The sequence below is a fragment of the Occallatibacter sp. genome (genome assembly GCF_036502485.1).
In the GTDB taxonomy this organism is placed as follows: domain Bacteria; phylum Acidobacteriota; class Terriglobia; order Terriglobales; family Acidobacteriaceae; genus Telmatobacter.
Map to the genome: position 1 here is coordinate 1 of NZ_DASXYM010000055.1, position 15,767 is coordinate 15,767.

The 15,767-nt window shown below is 61.5% G+C and carries 13 protein-coding genes; 6 read left to right on the top strand and 7 right to left on the bottom strand.

The features are described from left to right. Positions 1 to 679 precede the first annotated feature (679 nt). Positions 680 to 1,195, bottom strand: coding sequence for a Holliday junction resolvase RuvX (gene ruvX / locus VGL22_RS08840; protein WP_465266542.1), 516 nt, complete (start codon positions 1,193 to 1,195; stop codon positions 680 to 682). A gap of 81 nt (positions 1,196 to 1,276) precedes the next feature. Next, positions 1,277 to 1,768: a hypothetical protein gene (locus tag VGL22_RS08845; protein WP_465266543.1), complete on the bottom strand. Its 492-nt coding sequence runs from the start codon at positions 1,766 to 1,768 to the stop codon at positions 1,277 to 1,279. A gap of 231 nt (positions 1,769 to 1,999) precedes the next feature. Between VGL22_RS08845 and mltG the strand changes: the two genes are divergently transcribed. Both mltG and VGL22_RS08855 read left to right on the top strand, forming a co-directional pair. Beyond that, entirely contained in the window at positions 2,000 to 3,040 is a 1,041-nt protein-coding gene (gene mltG, locus VGL22_RS08850; protein ID WP_465266544.1) for an endolytic transglycosylase MltG, read from the top strand. After that, positions 3,037 to 4,008 (top strand): LolA family protein, encoded by a 972-nt coding sequence (locus VGL22_RS08855; RefSeq protein WP_465266545.1) that lies wholly within the window; start codon positions 3,037 to 3,039, stop codon positions 4,006 to 4,008. Before mltG ends, VGL22_RS08855 begins: the two co-directional genes overlap by 4 nt. 9 nt (positions 4,009 to 4,017) lie before the next feature. Here the strand turns inward: VGL22_RS08855 and VGL22_RS08860 are convergent, their stop codons facing one another. The 5 genes from VGL22_RS08860 to VGL22_RS08880 form a co-directional block, all read right to left on the bottom strand. After that, positions 4,018 to 4,608: a DUF5818 domain-containing protein gene (locus tag VGL22_RS08860; RefSeq protein ID WP_465266546.1), complete on the bottom strand. Its 591-nt coding sequence runs from the start codon at positions 4,606 to 4,608 to the stop codon at positions 4,018 to 4,020. A gap of 562 nt (positions 4,609 to 5,170) precedes the next feature. Further along, positions 5,171 to 6,382, bottom strand: coding sequence for an HD domain-containing phosphohydrolase (locus tag VGL22_RS08865; RefSeq protein WP_465266547.1), 1,212 nt, complete (start codon positions 6,380 to 6,382; stop codon positions 5,171 to 5,173). A gap of 319 nt (positions 6,383 to 6,701) precedes the next feature. Then, entirely contained in the window at positions 6,702 to 7,463 is a 762-nt protein-coding gene (locus VGL22_RS08870; RefSeq protein ID WP_465266548.1) for a DapH/DapD/GlmU-related protein, read from the bottom strand. Beyond that, positions 7,460 to 8,968, bottom strand: a complete 1,509-nt coding sequence (locus VGL22_RS08875) for a M16 family metallopeptidase (protein ID WP_465266549.1) — start codon at positions 8,966 to 8,968, stop codon at positions 7,460 to 7,462. Before VGL22_RS08875 ends, VGL22_RS08870 begins: the two co-directional genes overlap by 4 nt. Beyond that, positions 8,965 to 10,530, bottom strand: a complete 1,566-nt coding sequence (locus tag VGL22_RS08880; RefSeq protein WP_465266550.1) for a M16 family metallopeptidase — start codon at positions 10,528 to 10,530, stop codon at positions 8,965 to 8,967. Before VGL22_RS08880 ends, VGL22_RS08875 begins: the two co-directional genes overlap by 4 nt. 156 nt (positions 10,531 to 10,686) lie before the next feature. On the opposite strand from VGL22_RS08880, the gene VGL22_RS08885 reads away from it, so the two are divergent. The 4 genes from VGL22_RS08885 (at position 10,687) to VGL22_RS08900 (ending at position 15,766) form a co-directional block, all read left to right on the top strand. After that, the gene (locus VGL22_RS08885) at positions 10,687 to 11,964 is read left to right on the top strand and encodes an amidohydrolase family protein (protein WP_465266551.1); all 1,278 of its coding nucleotides are present in this window, start codon (positions 10,687 to 10,689) and stop codon (positions 11,962 to 11,964) included. A gap of 222 nt (positions 11,965 to 12,186) precedes the next feature. Next, complete coding sequence (locus VGL22_RS08890) at positions 12,187 to 13,347, top strand: isovaleryl-CoA dehydrogenase (RefSeq protein WP_465266552.1); 1,161 nt, start codon at positions 12,187 to 12,189, stop codon at positions 13,345 to 13,347. Positions 13,348 to 13,358: 11 nt separating this feature from the next. Next, entirely contained in the window at positions 13,359 to 14,963 is a 1,605-nt protein-coding gene (locus VGL22_RS08895) for a carboxyl transferase domain-containing protein (RefSeq protein WP_465266553.1), read from the top strand. A gap of 8 nt (positions 14,964 to 14,971) precedes the next feature. Then, the gene (locus tag VGL22_RS08900; protein WP_465266554.1) at positions 14,972 to 15,766 is read left to right on the top strand and encodes an enoyl-CoA hydratase-related protein; all 795 of its coding nucleotides are present in this window, start codon (positions 14,972 to 14,974) and stop codon (positions 15,764 to 15,766) included. Position 15,767: the final 1 nt, after the last annotated feature.

A 15,767-nucleotide genomic window follows, 5' to 3' on the forward strand; every position in this document is an offset into this window, starting at 1 on the left:
ACTCGCCCAAATAGGAAAGCTGAATCCTACTGGGCAAAATCTCACCTTCCAAAATCAAGTCAGATTCCAAAATCGATCTCAACGACTCATATATCCACTACCCTCACAATCAAATCAATACCTGTGAGAAATCGCGGTTAGATTGATCCGGACGAAGCACAGTGCTCTGAAGGGGGAGTCGAGTTCCGATCATCGGCAGTACCTGAGATGCTCGCTTTGGAATTGATGTATAAGAATTGAAGAATACTTCAGATCGTCCGCTGGAACGGACAGGAAGACTCGGCTGATGGAGTTCTAGGAGTTCCTGGAATTGTTTGTACGCGATTTGTACGCAAACCCGGCAATCGTGGAATTCGGCGAATTTCAGGCATTCTCAGTTTCAGTAACTTGAGTGTTTTCAGTGCAGACGACGGGTTCGACTCCCGCCGCCTCCACCATATTTAAAAACAATAGATCTCTAGAAATTTTATGCGGTAAAACTTCCTGAAGCCATAATCGTGCCGACCCCGGCGCGAATGTCGCCTGCTGGCGCCATGCTCACAGCCCCCGCCTCGCACACCTTCCCAATCCCCAGGGAAGGACACTCCCAGCGGTTACCGTCGCTGGAGGTGGATCATGGATACGGTTCCCGGCCCGTTCCGGCGCATGCGCGTCTCGCGAAGACGGGCCCGCTGCCGCGTCAGGATGGCAAATCCTCTTTGCTTTCGGGTTTTCGTCTGTCGAGGAAGGATTGCAGGATAAGCGTGGCGGCAACCTGGTCGACTACATCTTTATGCAGGTGGCGGGCGTGACCAGCCTCATAGAGAATCTGGTGTGCTTCCCGGGAAGTGAGGCGCTCGTCCCAGAGATGGATGGGGAGGGCGGTGAGGGTGCCGAGTTCGGCGGCGAAGGCCTGGACCTTGGCGGCGCGCGGGCTCTGGTCGCCGGAGAGATGGAGCGGGTTGCCCACCACGATGGCGGCAACGGAATAGCGACGGGCGAGGCGGGCGATGGAGCGGAGGTCGTCGCGCGGGTTGCGGCGGGTCTCAAGCGTCATCACAGGCTGGGCCGTGAAGCCGAGCTCGTCGGACACGGCAATGCCGATGCGTTTGGCACCGACGTCGAGTCCGAGATAGCGAGGTGGCGCAGTAGCGGTCAGCAGATTCTCCTGTGACCAGATTATCCCGACCGGTTGTTCCGGCCACAGCTCTCTCAAAAGCGGCAGGCAAGTTCGATGGCGAAGCGGCCTCGGTTGCTGGATAAGTGCGTCGGGGTGACGGGCAGAGTGTAGGTGCTGTTAGTGAGGCGGGTATAGAAGTATCCCCCCCAGGGGGCGGACGGAAAAGCGGCGGCCCAGGGCAACATCCGCCCCGACGTCTGCGGCAAGAGCGAAGTTGGTTGCGTCATTGTAGTTGTGGGTGTAGGCCTGACCGGTATTGCGGAAGATGTCGGCTCCGGCCAGGAAATCGGCAAACACGGCGGTAGCACCTCCCATCCGGTAGCGCGGTCCGGCCAGAATGGCAGTATCCGAAGTGCCGTTGGAGGCTTCGTGCGTGTCGCTCAGCCAGGAGGTTTCAGCGGCGATGTAGAGGGGACCGTGCGCGCGGGCGTCAACGCCCGCATTGAAGCCCTTGCCGGTGCCGAGGATGCCGCCGGCTGCCATGGCGAATCCGCCCGACACTTCGAATCGCGGCCTGGCGGCAGCGCGTTCGGGAGAGATCTGCGTCAGAGCGACGGCGTCGGAGAACAGCAGGACCGCAGCAATCGAGAGAATGCGAGGGGTCATCATTCCTCCAGGATGCTTCACGATTTGAGTAAAATGCCGGAGAGCTGGCGGACGACGGCGACGGATAGGAGTGCTTCTCTATCCAGACGGCTCGGAATCCAGATTCGTTAGCCGGTCTGCTGAAATGAGGCGGTGAGTCCGGACAACGCATATCTCGATAGAATCTACTCAGGTTAGGAATCCCGTTGGAGAGTTTTGCGTCTCTAACAAGAGCACGGAGGAAACGGCAAAGGAATGGCGAGCCGCAGACGGACGACAGCCAGGAAGAGCGGCTCGGGGGGCCGAACTGTGTTTGCCCTGTTTCTGCTGGCGGTGCTGGCAGCGGCGGGATTTGGCGCGTTTGTGCTGTTGACGCCCTACGGACCGCAGAAGGAGACGTTCGTCGAGGTGCTGCCCGGCTCGTCGACCATGCGTATCGGCCGCCAGTTGCAGGAGGCGGGAGTCATCCGCAGCCAGTACGAGTTTTATGCGGAGCGGTGGCTGCAGCACGGAACGTTGAAGGCAGGCGACTACAAGTTCGACCATCCTGCGCCGGTGAGCGAGGTATACGACCGCATTCGCAAGGGTGACACCTACACCATCGCCGTGACCATACCGGAAGGGTCGAGCATGTTCGATATCGCCGCGCGCTTGGAGCAGGCTGGGTTTGGACCGGCGCAGTCGTTTTTGGCTGTGGCGCGCCAGGAGGCTGCGATGGTTTCCGATCTCGATCCCCAGGCCAAGACGCTGGAAGGGTACCTCTTCCCGGATACCTACAAAATCGGCCCCAAGGAGCAGATGCCGCAGATTGCGGCGACCATGGTCAAGCGCTTCCGGCAGACGGCGCAGCAAATTGGGCTGAACCACAACGTGCATCAGGTGGTCACGATGGCGTCGCTGGTGGAGCGCGAGACGGCGATCGATGGTGAGCGGCCGCTGGTGGCAAGCGTGTTTGAGAACCGGCTGGAGAAGCAGATGCCGCTGATGACGGACCCCGCCGTAATCTACGGTCTGCAGACCCAGAATGCCTGGCGGGGAACCATCTACGCGAGCGACCTGACCAGGGACACGCCGTACAACACGTATATGCATCCGGGACTGCCGCCTGGGCCGATCGCGAATCCGGGCATCAAGTCATTGAAGGCCGCCATGCAGCCCGCGCAGACTGACTATCTCTACTTTGTGGCCGCCGGCAAAAACCCGCAGGGCAAGTCGATGTTTGCCGCGACTCTCGAGGAGCATAACCGGAATGTGGCGGGCTATCGCGACGCAGTGAAGAATGCGGGGAATCCGTGAGCCTGGCTACGCCAGAGAAGCTGGCGAACCCGGGAACGCTCGTGAAGAAGGGGAATCTTGCTCGGCGCCTGGCCATGGCCGCGTTGGCCCTGCCGCTGCTGCTCTCAGGATGCCTGGTGACGCGGCGCAAATTGCCGGTGCCCAAGGCTCCCGCGGTGGTGCAGACCGCCACTTCCGAAGAACTGGTGAAGCAGGTCAACGACCGCTGCGATGCTCTCTCGACCCTGAACGCCACGGTGGAGATGCGGGCCACCGTGATCCACTCGCAGAAGGGTGAGTCGAGCGAGTATCCATCGATCCGGGGCATCATTCTGCTGAAAAAACCAAACATGCTGCGGGTATATGGACGGGTACCAGTGGTGGGGACGCGGCTGCTGGACATGACCTCCGACGGCAAGACGTTCACGCTCTGGATTCCGTCGAAGAACGAAGCCATTGAAGGGCCGGCGGGAGAGTCGCAAACCAAGTCGGCCAACCAGTTTGAAAACCTGCGGCCAGGGTTCTTTTTCGATTCGATGGTGGTGCGCTGCCTCGATCCTGGCGACGAGTACTATGTGACTTCGGATGTGGACACGGTAGAGGACGCGTCCAAGAAGCATCTGCTGCTGCAGCCGGAGTATCTGCTGAACATCGTGCATCGCAAACCGAACAGCCAGGAACTGGCGCCGGTGCGGGTCGTTCATTTTCACCGCGACGATCTACTGCCCTATCAACAGGATCTGTACGATGAGCGGGGCACGCTGCGCACCCAGGTGTTTTATGGCGGGTATGCGCCCTATGGGCAGAACAAGTATCCATCCACCATCACGATCAAGAGGCCGGTGGAGGAGTTGCAGCTCACGCTGACCCTTGAGAAGCTCTCGGAGAACGTCTCGCTGCCGGATGAGGACTTCCGGTTTACCCTGCCGCCGGAAACCAAGGTTCGCCAGCTCAACGGGCATCAGCCGGAGCAGAACGGCGGCAGGTAGCGCCCCGGTTTACAGAGCAGATGGTTCGATGGCGTCCACGTAGAGCAGGCGGCTGTCGAGGTCGAGCTTGCCGGTGATGCGCACGTCTTCGCCTTCATACGGCCACGCGCGCCCGGCGGAATCCAGCGGGTAGAGCACGCCGGCCGTTTCGCGCAGGGCGAATCGCGGTCCGCTTCGTACCACGGTGCCGCTGAAGGTGACGGTTGGGGCGATGACCGAGATGACAGAGGGGCCAGACAGCATGCGGCCAGACTCGCTTCTGAGCTGGTCTGGAGCGTGCGGGATGAATCCGTTCCCGGGCCGGGAGACGAATGTGTTTCCGAGGAGGTGCGCCGGCGTTTCAAAGCCGGTTGCCAAACCTGGGTGATGATCGCCGGCTGAGTTCTCTGGACTGGAAGTTCCGAGCTTCAGGCCGGGGGCGGGAGTCAGGCCAGCCTGATTCGCCTTCATTGGAGGTTTCTCAATCGGGTCCGCCTCGATCTTGTCCGCCTCGATCTTTTCCGCCTCGATCTGGGCATCGTGCCTTGAACGGCGCGCGGCCAGCGCGACCAGTGCCAGCGACATGCCGACGAACAGGGCACGCTTGATCTCCGACTTCATCGAAATGACCTCCGGGGCCCGCGGTCCGAAGTGTGTGGCCGCCTGGGACCACAGTCTGCTCCGAACCGCTCTCTCGCTCTGAAGTGCGCTTGCAAGTAGTGGGCCAATTGCAAGCCGCTCAAGCGCCGATAGTTAATCGCGCACTCCCAGCACGCAACCCGGTAAAAAGTACCTTTGACGGTACAAATAGCCCAGGCGGCCACTTTCGGCAACCTGGCTGGAGCAAACCCTCCCCAACCAGAGGGCGGCGCTTGGGGCCCGGAGGCCCACGGTTCTGGTGGTGGATGACCGACCTGCTGAGAAAAGCCACACCGCTGGGCTCAAGTTTGAACTGCCGCCCAAGCCAATCCATCCCCTACAACTGCTGCGCGCGCTGGCCGGCATGCTGCAGAACTGAAGGGAACGCCGCGGCGTCGCAGCGTCCCCTCAGAGACTTCGCGGGATCCAGGTCAATCCCGCGCAGTTGTACGGGAGTGGCTGCGCTTGTTCAGATAAGAATGGTGACGGCGTGAGCCAGGCAGAGCGGGTCGCGCTTTGGTCAAAAGCGGGAGCTTATCGCGTCTTAGCGGATCTTGTCGGGGCCAGAAGGGCTGCCGGGCTGCGGCGCGTGGGGAATATCGAACGTAGAGAAGCGTAGGTGGCGGCCTGTAATTTCGGCGCGCAGCTCGTGCCACAACTCGTTGGGAATCTTCAGGAAAACCTCAACCACCGCCGGATCGAACTGGGTGCCGGAGCAGCGCAGGATTTCTTCGCGCGCAATGTCAAAGCTGCGGGCGCGGCGATAGGGGCGGTCGCTGGTGATCGCGTCGAGGGTATCCGCCACAGCGAAGATTCGGGCTCCGACGGGAATTTCGGCGCCGCGCAGGCCGTTAGGGTAGCCCGTGCCGTCGAATTTTTCCTGATGCGCGAACACGATCTCCGCAGCCTCGCTGAGAAACGGGATCTTGCGCAGGATGTGGTAACCGCGGGTGCAGTGTTCCTTCATGACGTCCTGCTCGTCCTGGGTGAGAGCACCCGGTTTGCGCAGGATATCGTCGGGGATCGCCATCTTTCCAATGTCGTGAAGAAAGGCGCCGCGGGCGATAATCTTGATCTCCGCCGGCTTGATGCCGATGGCCCGTGCCAGAGCGATGGTGTATGCGGTGACGCGCTTGGAGTGGCCTTCGGTTTCTGAATCCTTCAGGTCGAGAGCGTCTCCGAGAGCCTCAAGAGTGATGTCGTAGGAGTGCTCGAGGTCCTCGATGGCCTGCTGCAGCAGTTCTGTTCGTGCCTGGACGACCTGCTCAAGGCTGAGCTGATAGTTCTGGTTTTCTTCGAGAGCGCGGCGGTATTCGAGGGCGCGGGTAACCGTGGCCACAAGGTGCTCGCGCTCGAACGGCTTCAGCAGGTAATCGTAAGCGCCCCGACGCATGGAGTCGATGGCGACACTGACGTCGTGAATCGCCGAGACCATCACTACGGGCACGCTGGGGTACTGGCTGCGGATCCGCTCGAGGAGGGCGATACCGTTGCCATCCTGCATGACAATGTCAGTGAGTACCAGATCGAAGGCCTGCCGTTCGAGAGCCGCGGTAGCTTCGTGGCCGCTGTTGGCGAGATGAACCTGGCACCCCTGGCGCTCCAGGGTGGCCCCAATCATGGACCGCACCGGGGTCTCGTCGTCCACCACGAGGACCTGCGCGACTCGCCGGACGCGCGGGACAGAACGGCCATCGCGATCGAGCAGGCTGAGCGAGGTGTTCTCCGGTCCAGGTTGTGCGATGTTCAAAGCCAAGCCTTTTTCTCCGTACCGGCTTTATGCGGCCCCGGGGAGTTCGCGTTCCTGAAAGAGCGCCTGTTGAACTACGGGGACGTGCCGGTCGGCTTCCGGCGCATTTGTTTGGAGCCGACGTGCCGAAACACACGCGTCGACTCAGTTTGTGAAACCACAAAGAGGTGTGATTTGGCCGTCAGACTGTAACGGCAGCGTACAAACGAAGGTAGCATGTTGATCGGAAATAGAAATACCACCTTTGTGCCAACCTATTCTGACGGACGACCCTCGAGCCGGCGCCGTCCTGATGCGCGCTTCAGCCGCTTCAACCAGTGCTCTGTCAGTCCACTTTACCCTGCCGATTTCTCCGTGCCTCGGCCCATCCCTCGCGTGTCACCTGGCGGGCTCGTCCAATGGCCAGCGCGCCGGCCGGAACGTCTCTGGTAATACAGGAGCCGGCGCCGACATAGGACCCGTCTTCCAGGGTCACAGGCGCAACCAGGGTCGAGTCGCTTCCCACGAAACACCCCTTTCCGATGGTCGTCTTGTGCTTGTTCACGCCGTCGTAGTTGCAGGTAATGACGCCGGCGCCGATATTAGTTCCCTCGCCCACGTCGGAGTCGCCGAGGTAAGCCAGATGATTTGCCTTCGCGCCCTTCCCGAGGCGCGCCTTTTTGGTTTCGACGAAGTTGCCGACGTGCGCGTCTTCGCCGATTTCGCTGCCCGGCCGCAGATGCGCGAAGGGCCCGATTTTGGCTCCGGCAGCAATGGAGCTTTCCGCCAGCACACAGCTTTGACGGATGAGGACGTCATCGGCCACCGTGCAGTTCTCAATCACGGAAAACGAGCGAACATGGCATCCCGATCCCAACGTGGTTTGGCCGAGGAGCTGAACGAAAGGCTCAATGACGGTCCCGGCGCCGACTTCAACACCGGGATCGATGACGCATGTGTCGGCACGCCAGATAGTTACGCCCGAGTCCATAAGCCGGCGCGCGGCCTCAGACTGAGCGGCGACCTGGTGGGCCACTTTTTCCGCGATGCTGCCGGAACCTTTGGCTTCGTGCGCCATGGCGGGTTCAACTCCTTCGTCATGCTTCACTGCTGACCTCCTCCGCCCATGCCAGGCCCCATCCCGGCCCCCCTGGGGGCGCCGGGAATGGTGATGTCAATGGGCTTGACCGGCCCGAGTTTGAGGGCATCCAGTCCGGGCTGGATCTCCGCTCCGTTACCAACCACAAGAATGGCGAGCTGGTCAGGGTGGATGTATTTTTTGGCCGCCGCGGCGAGGTCGGCGACGGTGACTTTACGGAGGTCCGCTTCGTAAGTTTCGAGGTAGTTGGAGGGATAGCCGTGGAATTCGAGGCGCATCTGCTCGGCCAGGACCTTCTCCGGGGTGTCATAGCGGAACAGGAACGTGTTAAGGATGTCGTCTTTGGAACGATTCAGCTCTTCCTCGGTGAAGGGCTGGGTGTTAAGGCCGGCGATCTGCTCGAGCGCGGCCTTGGTGGCGTCCACGGTGGAGGCGCTTTTGGTAAGCACTTCCACATCGAAGGGAGCAGGGTGGTCGTAGGCGAAGTCGACGCCCCCACCCACCGCATAGGCCAGGCCCAGCTTGGTGCGGACCGTCTGGAAGAGGCGGCTGGCGAATCCGCCGCCGAGGATGTCGTTCATCACGGCGATCGCGGGAACGTCAGGATTGCGGCGGTCGGTGCCGAGTCCCACGATCTGAATGTTCGACTGGTTTACGTCCTGCTTGTCGATGAAGTAAACGGCCTGTTGCGGCGGGTGGAAGTCTTCGTGACGGGCGGGAACGGACTTGACCTGCGGCAGGGGCTCGAAGGCAGCGCGGAGTTTCTGTTCCATGGCGCCGGAGTCGAAGTCGCCGCTGATGCCGACAATCAGCTTGTTGCCGATGGTCTTCTGGTGCCAGGCGTCGAGGTCCTGCACAGTGACAGAGCCGATGGTCTGGAGCTCCGCCTGGCGCGCGTAGGGGCTGTTGGGGCCGTAAACGAGCTTGGCGGCCTCGCGGCCGGCGATTTCGCCTTCATCATCATTGCGGCGAACGATGCCGGTGGCCGCCTGCTGCTGGGCGAGTTGTAGCTTCTGGGGGTCGAATTTGGGATGAAGAAGCAGGTCCAGCGCCATGGAAAAGATCTGATCGGAATCGGCTTTCAACGAATCCCAAGAGAGCTGTGTGACCTGCGCACCGCCTGCGGTTTCAATGTGCGCGGCCTTGGACTCGAGCAGGTCGTCCATCTGATCGCCGCTCATTTTGGTGGTGCCGCTGGTGCGCCATGTTTCGCCGTAGAGCGAAATCATGCCGACTTTGCCGGGGCTTTCGTCCACCGATCCACCGGGGATGAGGATGGTTCCCGAAACGAACGGCAGCTCGTGATCCTCCTGCAGGAACAGGACGATGCCGTTCTTTAGCTCAATGCGTTTGGGCTGCCGGGGCTTGAATTGCTTGAGAGGCGGAATGGGAATCTTCTCCCATGGCCTGGATTGCGCCGTCGAGTCCTGACTGGATTGCTGGGCCGGCGACGGGGCGACAACGGCGAGCGCGGCGCAGGCGAGGAGGCATTGTGCAACCGAAAACTTGTTCATCGTGCTTCTCCTGCGTTGCCGCCAGCCTTTTCCGCGGGTTTTTCAGGCTGTGCGGGCGCCTGGGTTTCGATCCATGCGCTGGTTCGATTGCTGGCCACGAAGACCTGGTTTGCCACCCTTTTGATATCCGCCTTGGTCACTTTGTCGACCTTGTCCAGCTGGTTGAAAAGTTCGCGCCAGTCGCCGTAACGTGTCTGATATTCAGCCAGGGCCTGGGAGAGCCCCTGGTTGTCGGCCAGGCCGCGGAGAAGGTCGGCGCGGGCGCGGGTCTTGAACATGGCAAGTTCCTCGTCGCTTACGTCGGTTGACTTGAGCTTGTCGATTTCCTTGTGAATGGCGGCTGCCATCTCCTGCGGAGTGTGCCCGGGCAGCGGCACGGCATAGAAGGCGAAGAGGCCGGCAAACTTGTCGCCGGGATAAGGGCTGAAACCCTGCGCCTCGGCGGCGATCTGCTGGTCGCGGACCAGGCTGCGGTAGAGGCGGGAGACGCGGCCATTCGACATGATGTCGCTGATGGCGTCGTAGACCGTGTCGTCGGGATCCTTGTAGCTGCCGCGATGGTAGCCCTCGATATAGAACGGCTGCGACTGCTCGCGGATAAACACGGTCTTTTCCGCAAACTGCTTTGGCTCCAGAGTCGTCATGAGGAGCGGCTTGGGGCCGGCAGGCACCTTGCTGAAGTACTTCTCGAGCATGGGCAGGATCGCGGCGGCTTTGACATCGCCGACAACGGAGACCACGAGGTTGGAGCCGACATAAAACTTCTTGTGGAAGTCCATCGCTTCCGTGGCGGTAATCTGGCTGACCTCACTGGGCCACCCGATGCCGCTACGTCCATAGGGATGCGCTACGTAAGCGGTGGCGAGGAACTGCTCCAGAAGGCGGCCGATAGGATTGGAGTCGGTGCGCATGCGGCGCTCCTCCAGCACCACGTCGCGCTCCTTGTAAAACTCGCGGGGAACGGTTTCCGCCAGGCGCGAGCTTTCAAGCCAAGCCCACAATTCCAGCCGATTTTCCGGCATGGACCAGAAGTACTGTGTCTCGTCGAGTCCCGTGGAGGCATTCAGGCCCTCGGCCCCATTGCGCTCCGCGACCTCAGTGAACTGGTTGGGGACGACATATTGCTGCGCGTCGGCCTGGGCTTTTTTGAAGGCGTCTTCGAGCTGTGCGAGCTTCTGCTTGTCAGGGCCGAGGGGGTTGCGCCGCTCGGCCTCTACATCCTGCTCGGCCTGTTCAACTTTCTGCAGGGCAATCTTCTCGTCCGGCCAGTTTTTGGTGCCGATTTCGGTGGTTCCCTTGAAAGCCAGGTGCTCAAACATGTGCGCCAGGCCGCTTTCGCCAGAGGGATCGTTCACGTCGCCTGCGTCAACGAACGTGGTGTAACTGAAAACCGGTGCCTCAGGGCGCTCGCAGATCAGGATGGTAAGGCCATTGGGCAGCACCTTGGTGGTGATGCGCTGCTCAAAGCTCTTCAGGTCCTGGGCCCGCAGAAGGGGCACAGCCAGCGCGCCGGCAAGAAAGGCGGCAGCGCCTAGCGGAAAGAGAGAAACGCGAGCGGTCATGCAGGCTCCTTGGGCGCGGCGTACCGTAAATGCGTGTATACGGCGCCGCAACTTCAAAACTAACCCAAAACCCCGGATCTCCGCTTTGAAGACGGGCAGCACTTGAACCGACGGACGGCGCTACCGTACCCTTCTGAGAGATTCCGAGGGCACTGCATGCGCAAGTTTCTGTTTTGGACGATGGCGGTTGTGTGCGTGATGATGGCGCTGTTTGTGGCGGCGGTGTGGACAGTGGCCTTTTATCCGCGGCGCAATTCACACCCGCCGCTCAAACTGGCGCAGGGGATGCTGGCGATCGAGCATGCTCGGATCTATACATCGCCGACCGACCCGCCGATTGCGGACGGCACCATTTTGATGCGCAATGGACTGATTGCGGAGGTGGGCCGAGACATGGTCGTGCCCGCGGGCACCCAGACGGTTGCCTGCGATGGCTGCGTGGTGATGGCGGGGTTTTGGAATGCGCACGTTCACTTCACTGAGCCGAAGTGGCAGTTTGCGGAGTGGACGTCGGCAGGCACGCTCGACGCGCAGCTCGCGGACATGTTTCTGAGCCGCGGTTTCACGACGGTGATCGATCTGGGGTCGAACCCGGCGGATACGTTTGCAATCCGCCGGCGCACAGAACTGGGCGAGCTGCGCGGCCCGTATATCTATACGGCGGGGACGGCTCTGTATCCCCCGCGAGGAATTCCGTTCTATCTGAAGGAGACGCTGCCGCGGTGGATGACGGCCATTATGCCGCAGCCGGAAACGCCGGAGGCCGCGCAGAGGATTGTGCGGCGCAACCTGGCTTCAGGCGCCGATGTGACCAAGCTGTTTACGGGGTCGTGGGTGGAGCGCGGGCATGTGCTGCCCATGCCGCTGCCGATTGTAAAGGCGGCGGTAGAGACGACTCATCTGAACGGAAAGGTGGTGTTTGCGCATCCATCCAACCTGGCGGGCACGCAGGCCGCAGTGCAGGGCGGAGTGGATGTGCTGGCGCACGTGCCGGATGACACGCGGGGGATCACGCCGGAGCTCTTTCAGACGATGGTGCGGCAGAACATGAGCATGGTGCCCACGCTGAAAATGTTTACGACTACGGTGACGAGCGATCCGCATTACATGGACCCGATGTATGCGGAGGTGCGGCTGTTCAAGGCGGCCGGAGGGACGCTGCTCTTCGGGACCGATGTGGGTTACATGACGGACTACAGCACGGAGGGCGAGTTTGCGGCGCTCGCGAAGTGCGGGCTCACATGGCAGGACGTGCTGGCCATGCTGACTACGAATCCTGCGGAGCGGATGGGCCAGAGCAGCCGCAAGGGAACGATTGCGGCAGGGAAACTGGCGGACTTGACCATTTTGAGCGCCGACCCGGCGACGGATCTGACGAACTTTGCCAAGGTGCAGGCGGTGGTGCGCTCAGGGGCCGTGATCTGGCAACGCTGACTGATCGGTCTGGTCTTGTGGGCGCGCGCGGCGCAGCCGGATGTTCTGGACGGAGTTGGCGCGCGCGGTGTATTGTCTTTGCCGGAGCCATTGATGCTGCGTATCCTATATTCCCTTTCGAGAAGCGCCCGACTGGTTCCGCTGTAGATTGCATCCAAAGATGTGCGGTCTCTCCGATCGTAAGAGTCTCCCCAACCGCCCCTGTTTTCCAGGAGATGCATAGTGAAAGGCCTGAACTTTGAACTGGGCGAGTCAATCGCGCTGTTGCGCGAGACTGTGCATAGCTTTGCCCAGAATGAACTCGCTCCCATTGCCGATCAGGTGGATCGCGAGGGGAAATTTGCGCGCGCCATCTGGCGCAAGCTTGGCGACCTGGGCCTGTTGGGAATCACCGTGGATGAGGAGTTTGGCGGCGCGGAACTGGGATATCTGGAGCATGTGATCGCGATGGAAGAGATATCGCGGGCATCGGCTTCGATTGGCTTGTCCTACGGTGCGCATTCCAACCTTTGCGTCAACCAGCTTGCCAAAAACGGCAACAAGGAGCAGAAGCGGAAGTATCTTCCCAGGCTGATCACCGGCGAGCATGTGGGCGCGCTGGCCATGAGCGAGACGGAGGCAGGTTCAGACGTGGTGAGCATGCGCCTGCGCGCCGATAAACGCGGCGATGTATACGTGCTGAACGGCACCAAGATGTGGATCACCAACGGACCGGACGCAGACACCCTGATTGTGTATGCCAAGACGGAGCCGACGGCGGCATCCCGCGGGATTACAACGTTCATCGTGGAGAAAGGGTTCAAGGGCTTTTCAACCTCGCCCAAGCTGGACAAGCTGGGGATGCGGGGATCGAGCACGTGCGAACTGGTGTTTCACGATTGCGAAGTGCCGGAGGAGAACGTGCTGGGACGCGTGGGCGGCGGGACGCGGGTGCTGATGTCGGGGCTGGACTATGAACGCCTGGTGCTGTGCGGCGGCCCGCTGGGGATCATGGGCGCATGCCTGGATGTGGTGATTCCCTATGTGCACGAGCGGAAGCAGTTCGGCAAGCCTATCGGTGAGTTTCAACTGATGCAGGGCAAGCTGGCGGATATGTACGTGGCATTTCACGCCTGCCGGGCATATGTGTATGCGGTAGCACAGGCGTGCGACCGCCACGGCGAAAACGTGCGCAAGGACTGCGCGGGTGCGATCCTCTATTCTGCGGAGAAGGCCACGTGGATGGCGGGTCAGGCGATCCAGGCGCTGGGCGGGAATGGCTACATCAATGAGCATCCCACGGGAAGGTTGTGGCGGGATGCGAAGCTGTTCGAGATCGGCGCGGGGACATCGGAGATTCGCCGCATGCTGATCGGCCGCGAGCTGTTCAAGGAAACAGCGTAAGGGGCGGAACCATGGCAGTGCTCTCATCGCAGATTCAGACGCGCAGTGAGGAGTTCCGCTCGAACGCGGAGCGCATGCAGGGGCTGGTGCGCGAACTGCGCGAGAAGACCGCGATGGCGACGCTCGGCGGCAATGAAGCGGCGCGCAAGAAGTACAAGTCGCGCGGGAAGCTGTTTGCACGCGAGCGCGTTGATCTGCTGGTGGATGGCGGCACGCCGTTTCTGGAATTGTCGACGCTGGCGGCGAACGGCATGTATGGCGGCGACGTGCCGGCTGCGGGGATGGTCACGGGCATTGGGCGCATCAGCGGAACCGAATGCGTGATCGTGGCCAACGACGCGACGGTGAAGGGCGGCACGTATTTCCCGCTGACGGTCAAGAAGCATTTGCGCGCGCAACAGATTGCAATGGAGAATCATCTGCCGTGCGTGTACCTGGTGGATTCAGGCGGCGCGTTTTTGCCCATGCAGGACGAAGTGTTTCCCGATCGCGATCACTTTGGGGCGATTTTCTACAATCAGGCAAACTTGAGCGCCAAGGGCATTGCGCAGATTGCGTGCGTGATGGGCTCGTGCACGGCGGGCGGCGCGTATGTGCCGGCCATGTCGGACGAAGTAGTGATTGTGAAGGAGCAGGGCACGATCTTCCTCGGCGGGCCGCCGCTGGTGAAGGCGGCGACCGGCGAGGACGTGTCTGCTGAAGATTTGGGCGGAGCCGATGTGCACACGCGCATCTCAGGCGTGGCCGATCACCTTGCGGACGACGATGCGCATGCGCTGGCGATGGTGCGGCGGATCGTGTCAAACCTGAATCGGCCGAAGCCTGCCGGGCCGCAACAAGCGCCGGAAGATCCATTGTTCGATCCCGAAGAAATGTACGGCATTGTGCCGGCGGATACGCGCAAGCCCTACGACGTGCGCGAGGTGATTGCGCGCCTGGTGGACGGCAGCCGCCTGGATGAGTTCAAGCAGCGTTATGGCAGCACGCTGGTGACCGGGTTTGCGCACATTCACGGATATGTCGTGGGCATCCTCGCGAACAACGGAATTCTGTTTTCAGAGTCGGCACAGAAGGGCGCGCACTTCATCGAGTTGTGCGCGCAACGCGGGATTCCGCTCGTGTTTTTGCAGAACATTACCGGGTTCATGGTGGGACGCAAGTACGAGAACGGCGGCATTGCGAAGGACGGCGCCAAGATGGTGACGGCGGTCGCCTGCGCGCGCGTGCCGAAATTCACGGTGCTGATCGGCGGCAGCTTTGGGGCGGGCAATTACGGCATGTGCGGGCGTGCCTATCATCCGCGTTTGTTGTGGATGTGGCCGAATGCGCGCATCAGCGTAATGGGCGGCGAGCAGGCTGCGAATGTGCTGGCGCGGGTGCGGCGCGATGCGCTGGAGGCGCAGGGCAAGGAATGGGGCGAACAGCAAGAGGACGAATTCAAGGCGCCCATTCGCGCGCAGTATGAAGAGCAGGGGAACCCGTTCTACGCGACGGCGCGGCTTTGGGATGATGGCATTCTCGATCCGCTGGACACGCGGCGCGCGCTGGCGCTGGGCCTGGCAGCGGCACAGAACGCGCCTGCGGAAGCAACGCGGTTTGGCGTATTCAGGATGTAAGCAAAGCTATGGCCGAACAGACGATCGAAGTCGAGCAGCGGGGCGCGGTGGCATGGGTGTGGCTGAACCGGCCCGAGTTGCACAATGCGCTGAATGAAAGCCTGATTCGCGAGCTGACGCTGGTCTTGCGCGGGCTGAGCGATGATCCCGCTTACCGCGTGATTGTGCTGGCGGGACGCGGCCGAAGCTTCTGCGCAGGCGCGGATATCGAATCGATGAAGCAGCAGGGAGCGGCCAGCGCGACGGCGAATCGCGACAGCGCGCGCGAACTGGCGGACTTGTTTCACGCCATCGCTTCGTCGCGAAAGCCGACGATCGCCCGCGTGCAAGGGGCGGCGATTGGCGGCGGCCTGGGCCTGGTGAGCGCGTGCGACATTGCGATTGCTGCTGTCGATGCGAAGTTCGCGGCCTCAGAGGTGCGGCTGGGTTTGATTCCGGCAACCATTGGGCCGTACGTGGTGCGGGCCATCGGGACGCGGTGGGCGCGGAGGCTGTTTCAAACGGCGGAGCGTCTCACGGCGGCGCAGGCAGAAAAGATCGGGCTGGTGCACGAGGCGGTTGAGGCTGGCGGCCTGGATGAGCGTGTGGATGCGATTGTGAGTGATCTGCTGATGGGGGCGCCCTTGGCGCAGACCGCTGCGAAGGACCTGATTGATGCGGTAGTGGACCGGCCGATTAGCGCGGAGTTGATTGAGTACACTGCAGAGCGGATTGCGGTGGTTCGCGCGCAGGACGAGGCGAAGGAAGGGCTGAGCGCATTTCTTGAGAAGCGCAAGGCGCGGTGGGTGCCTGCGCAATCATGAG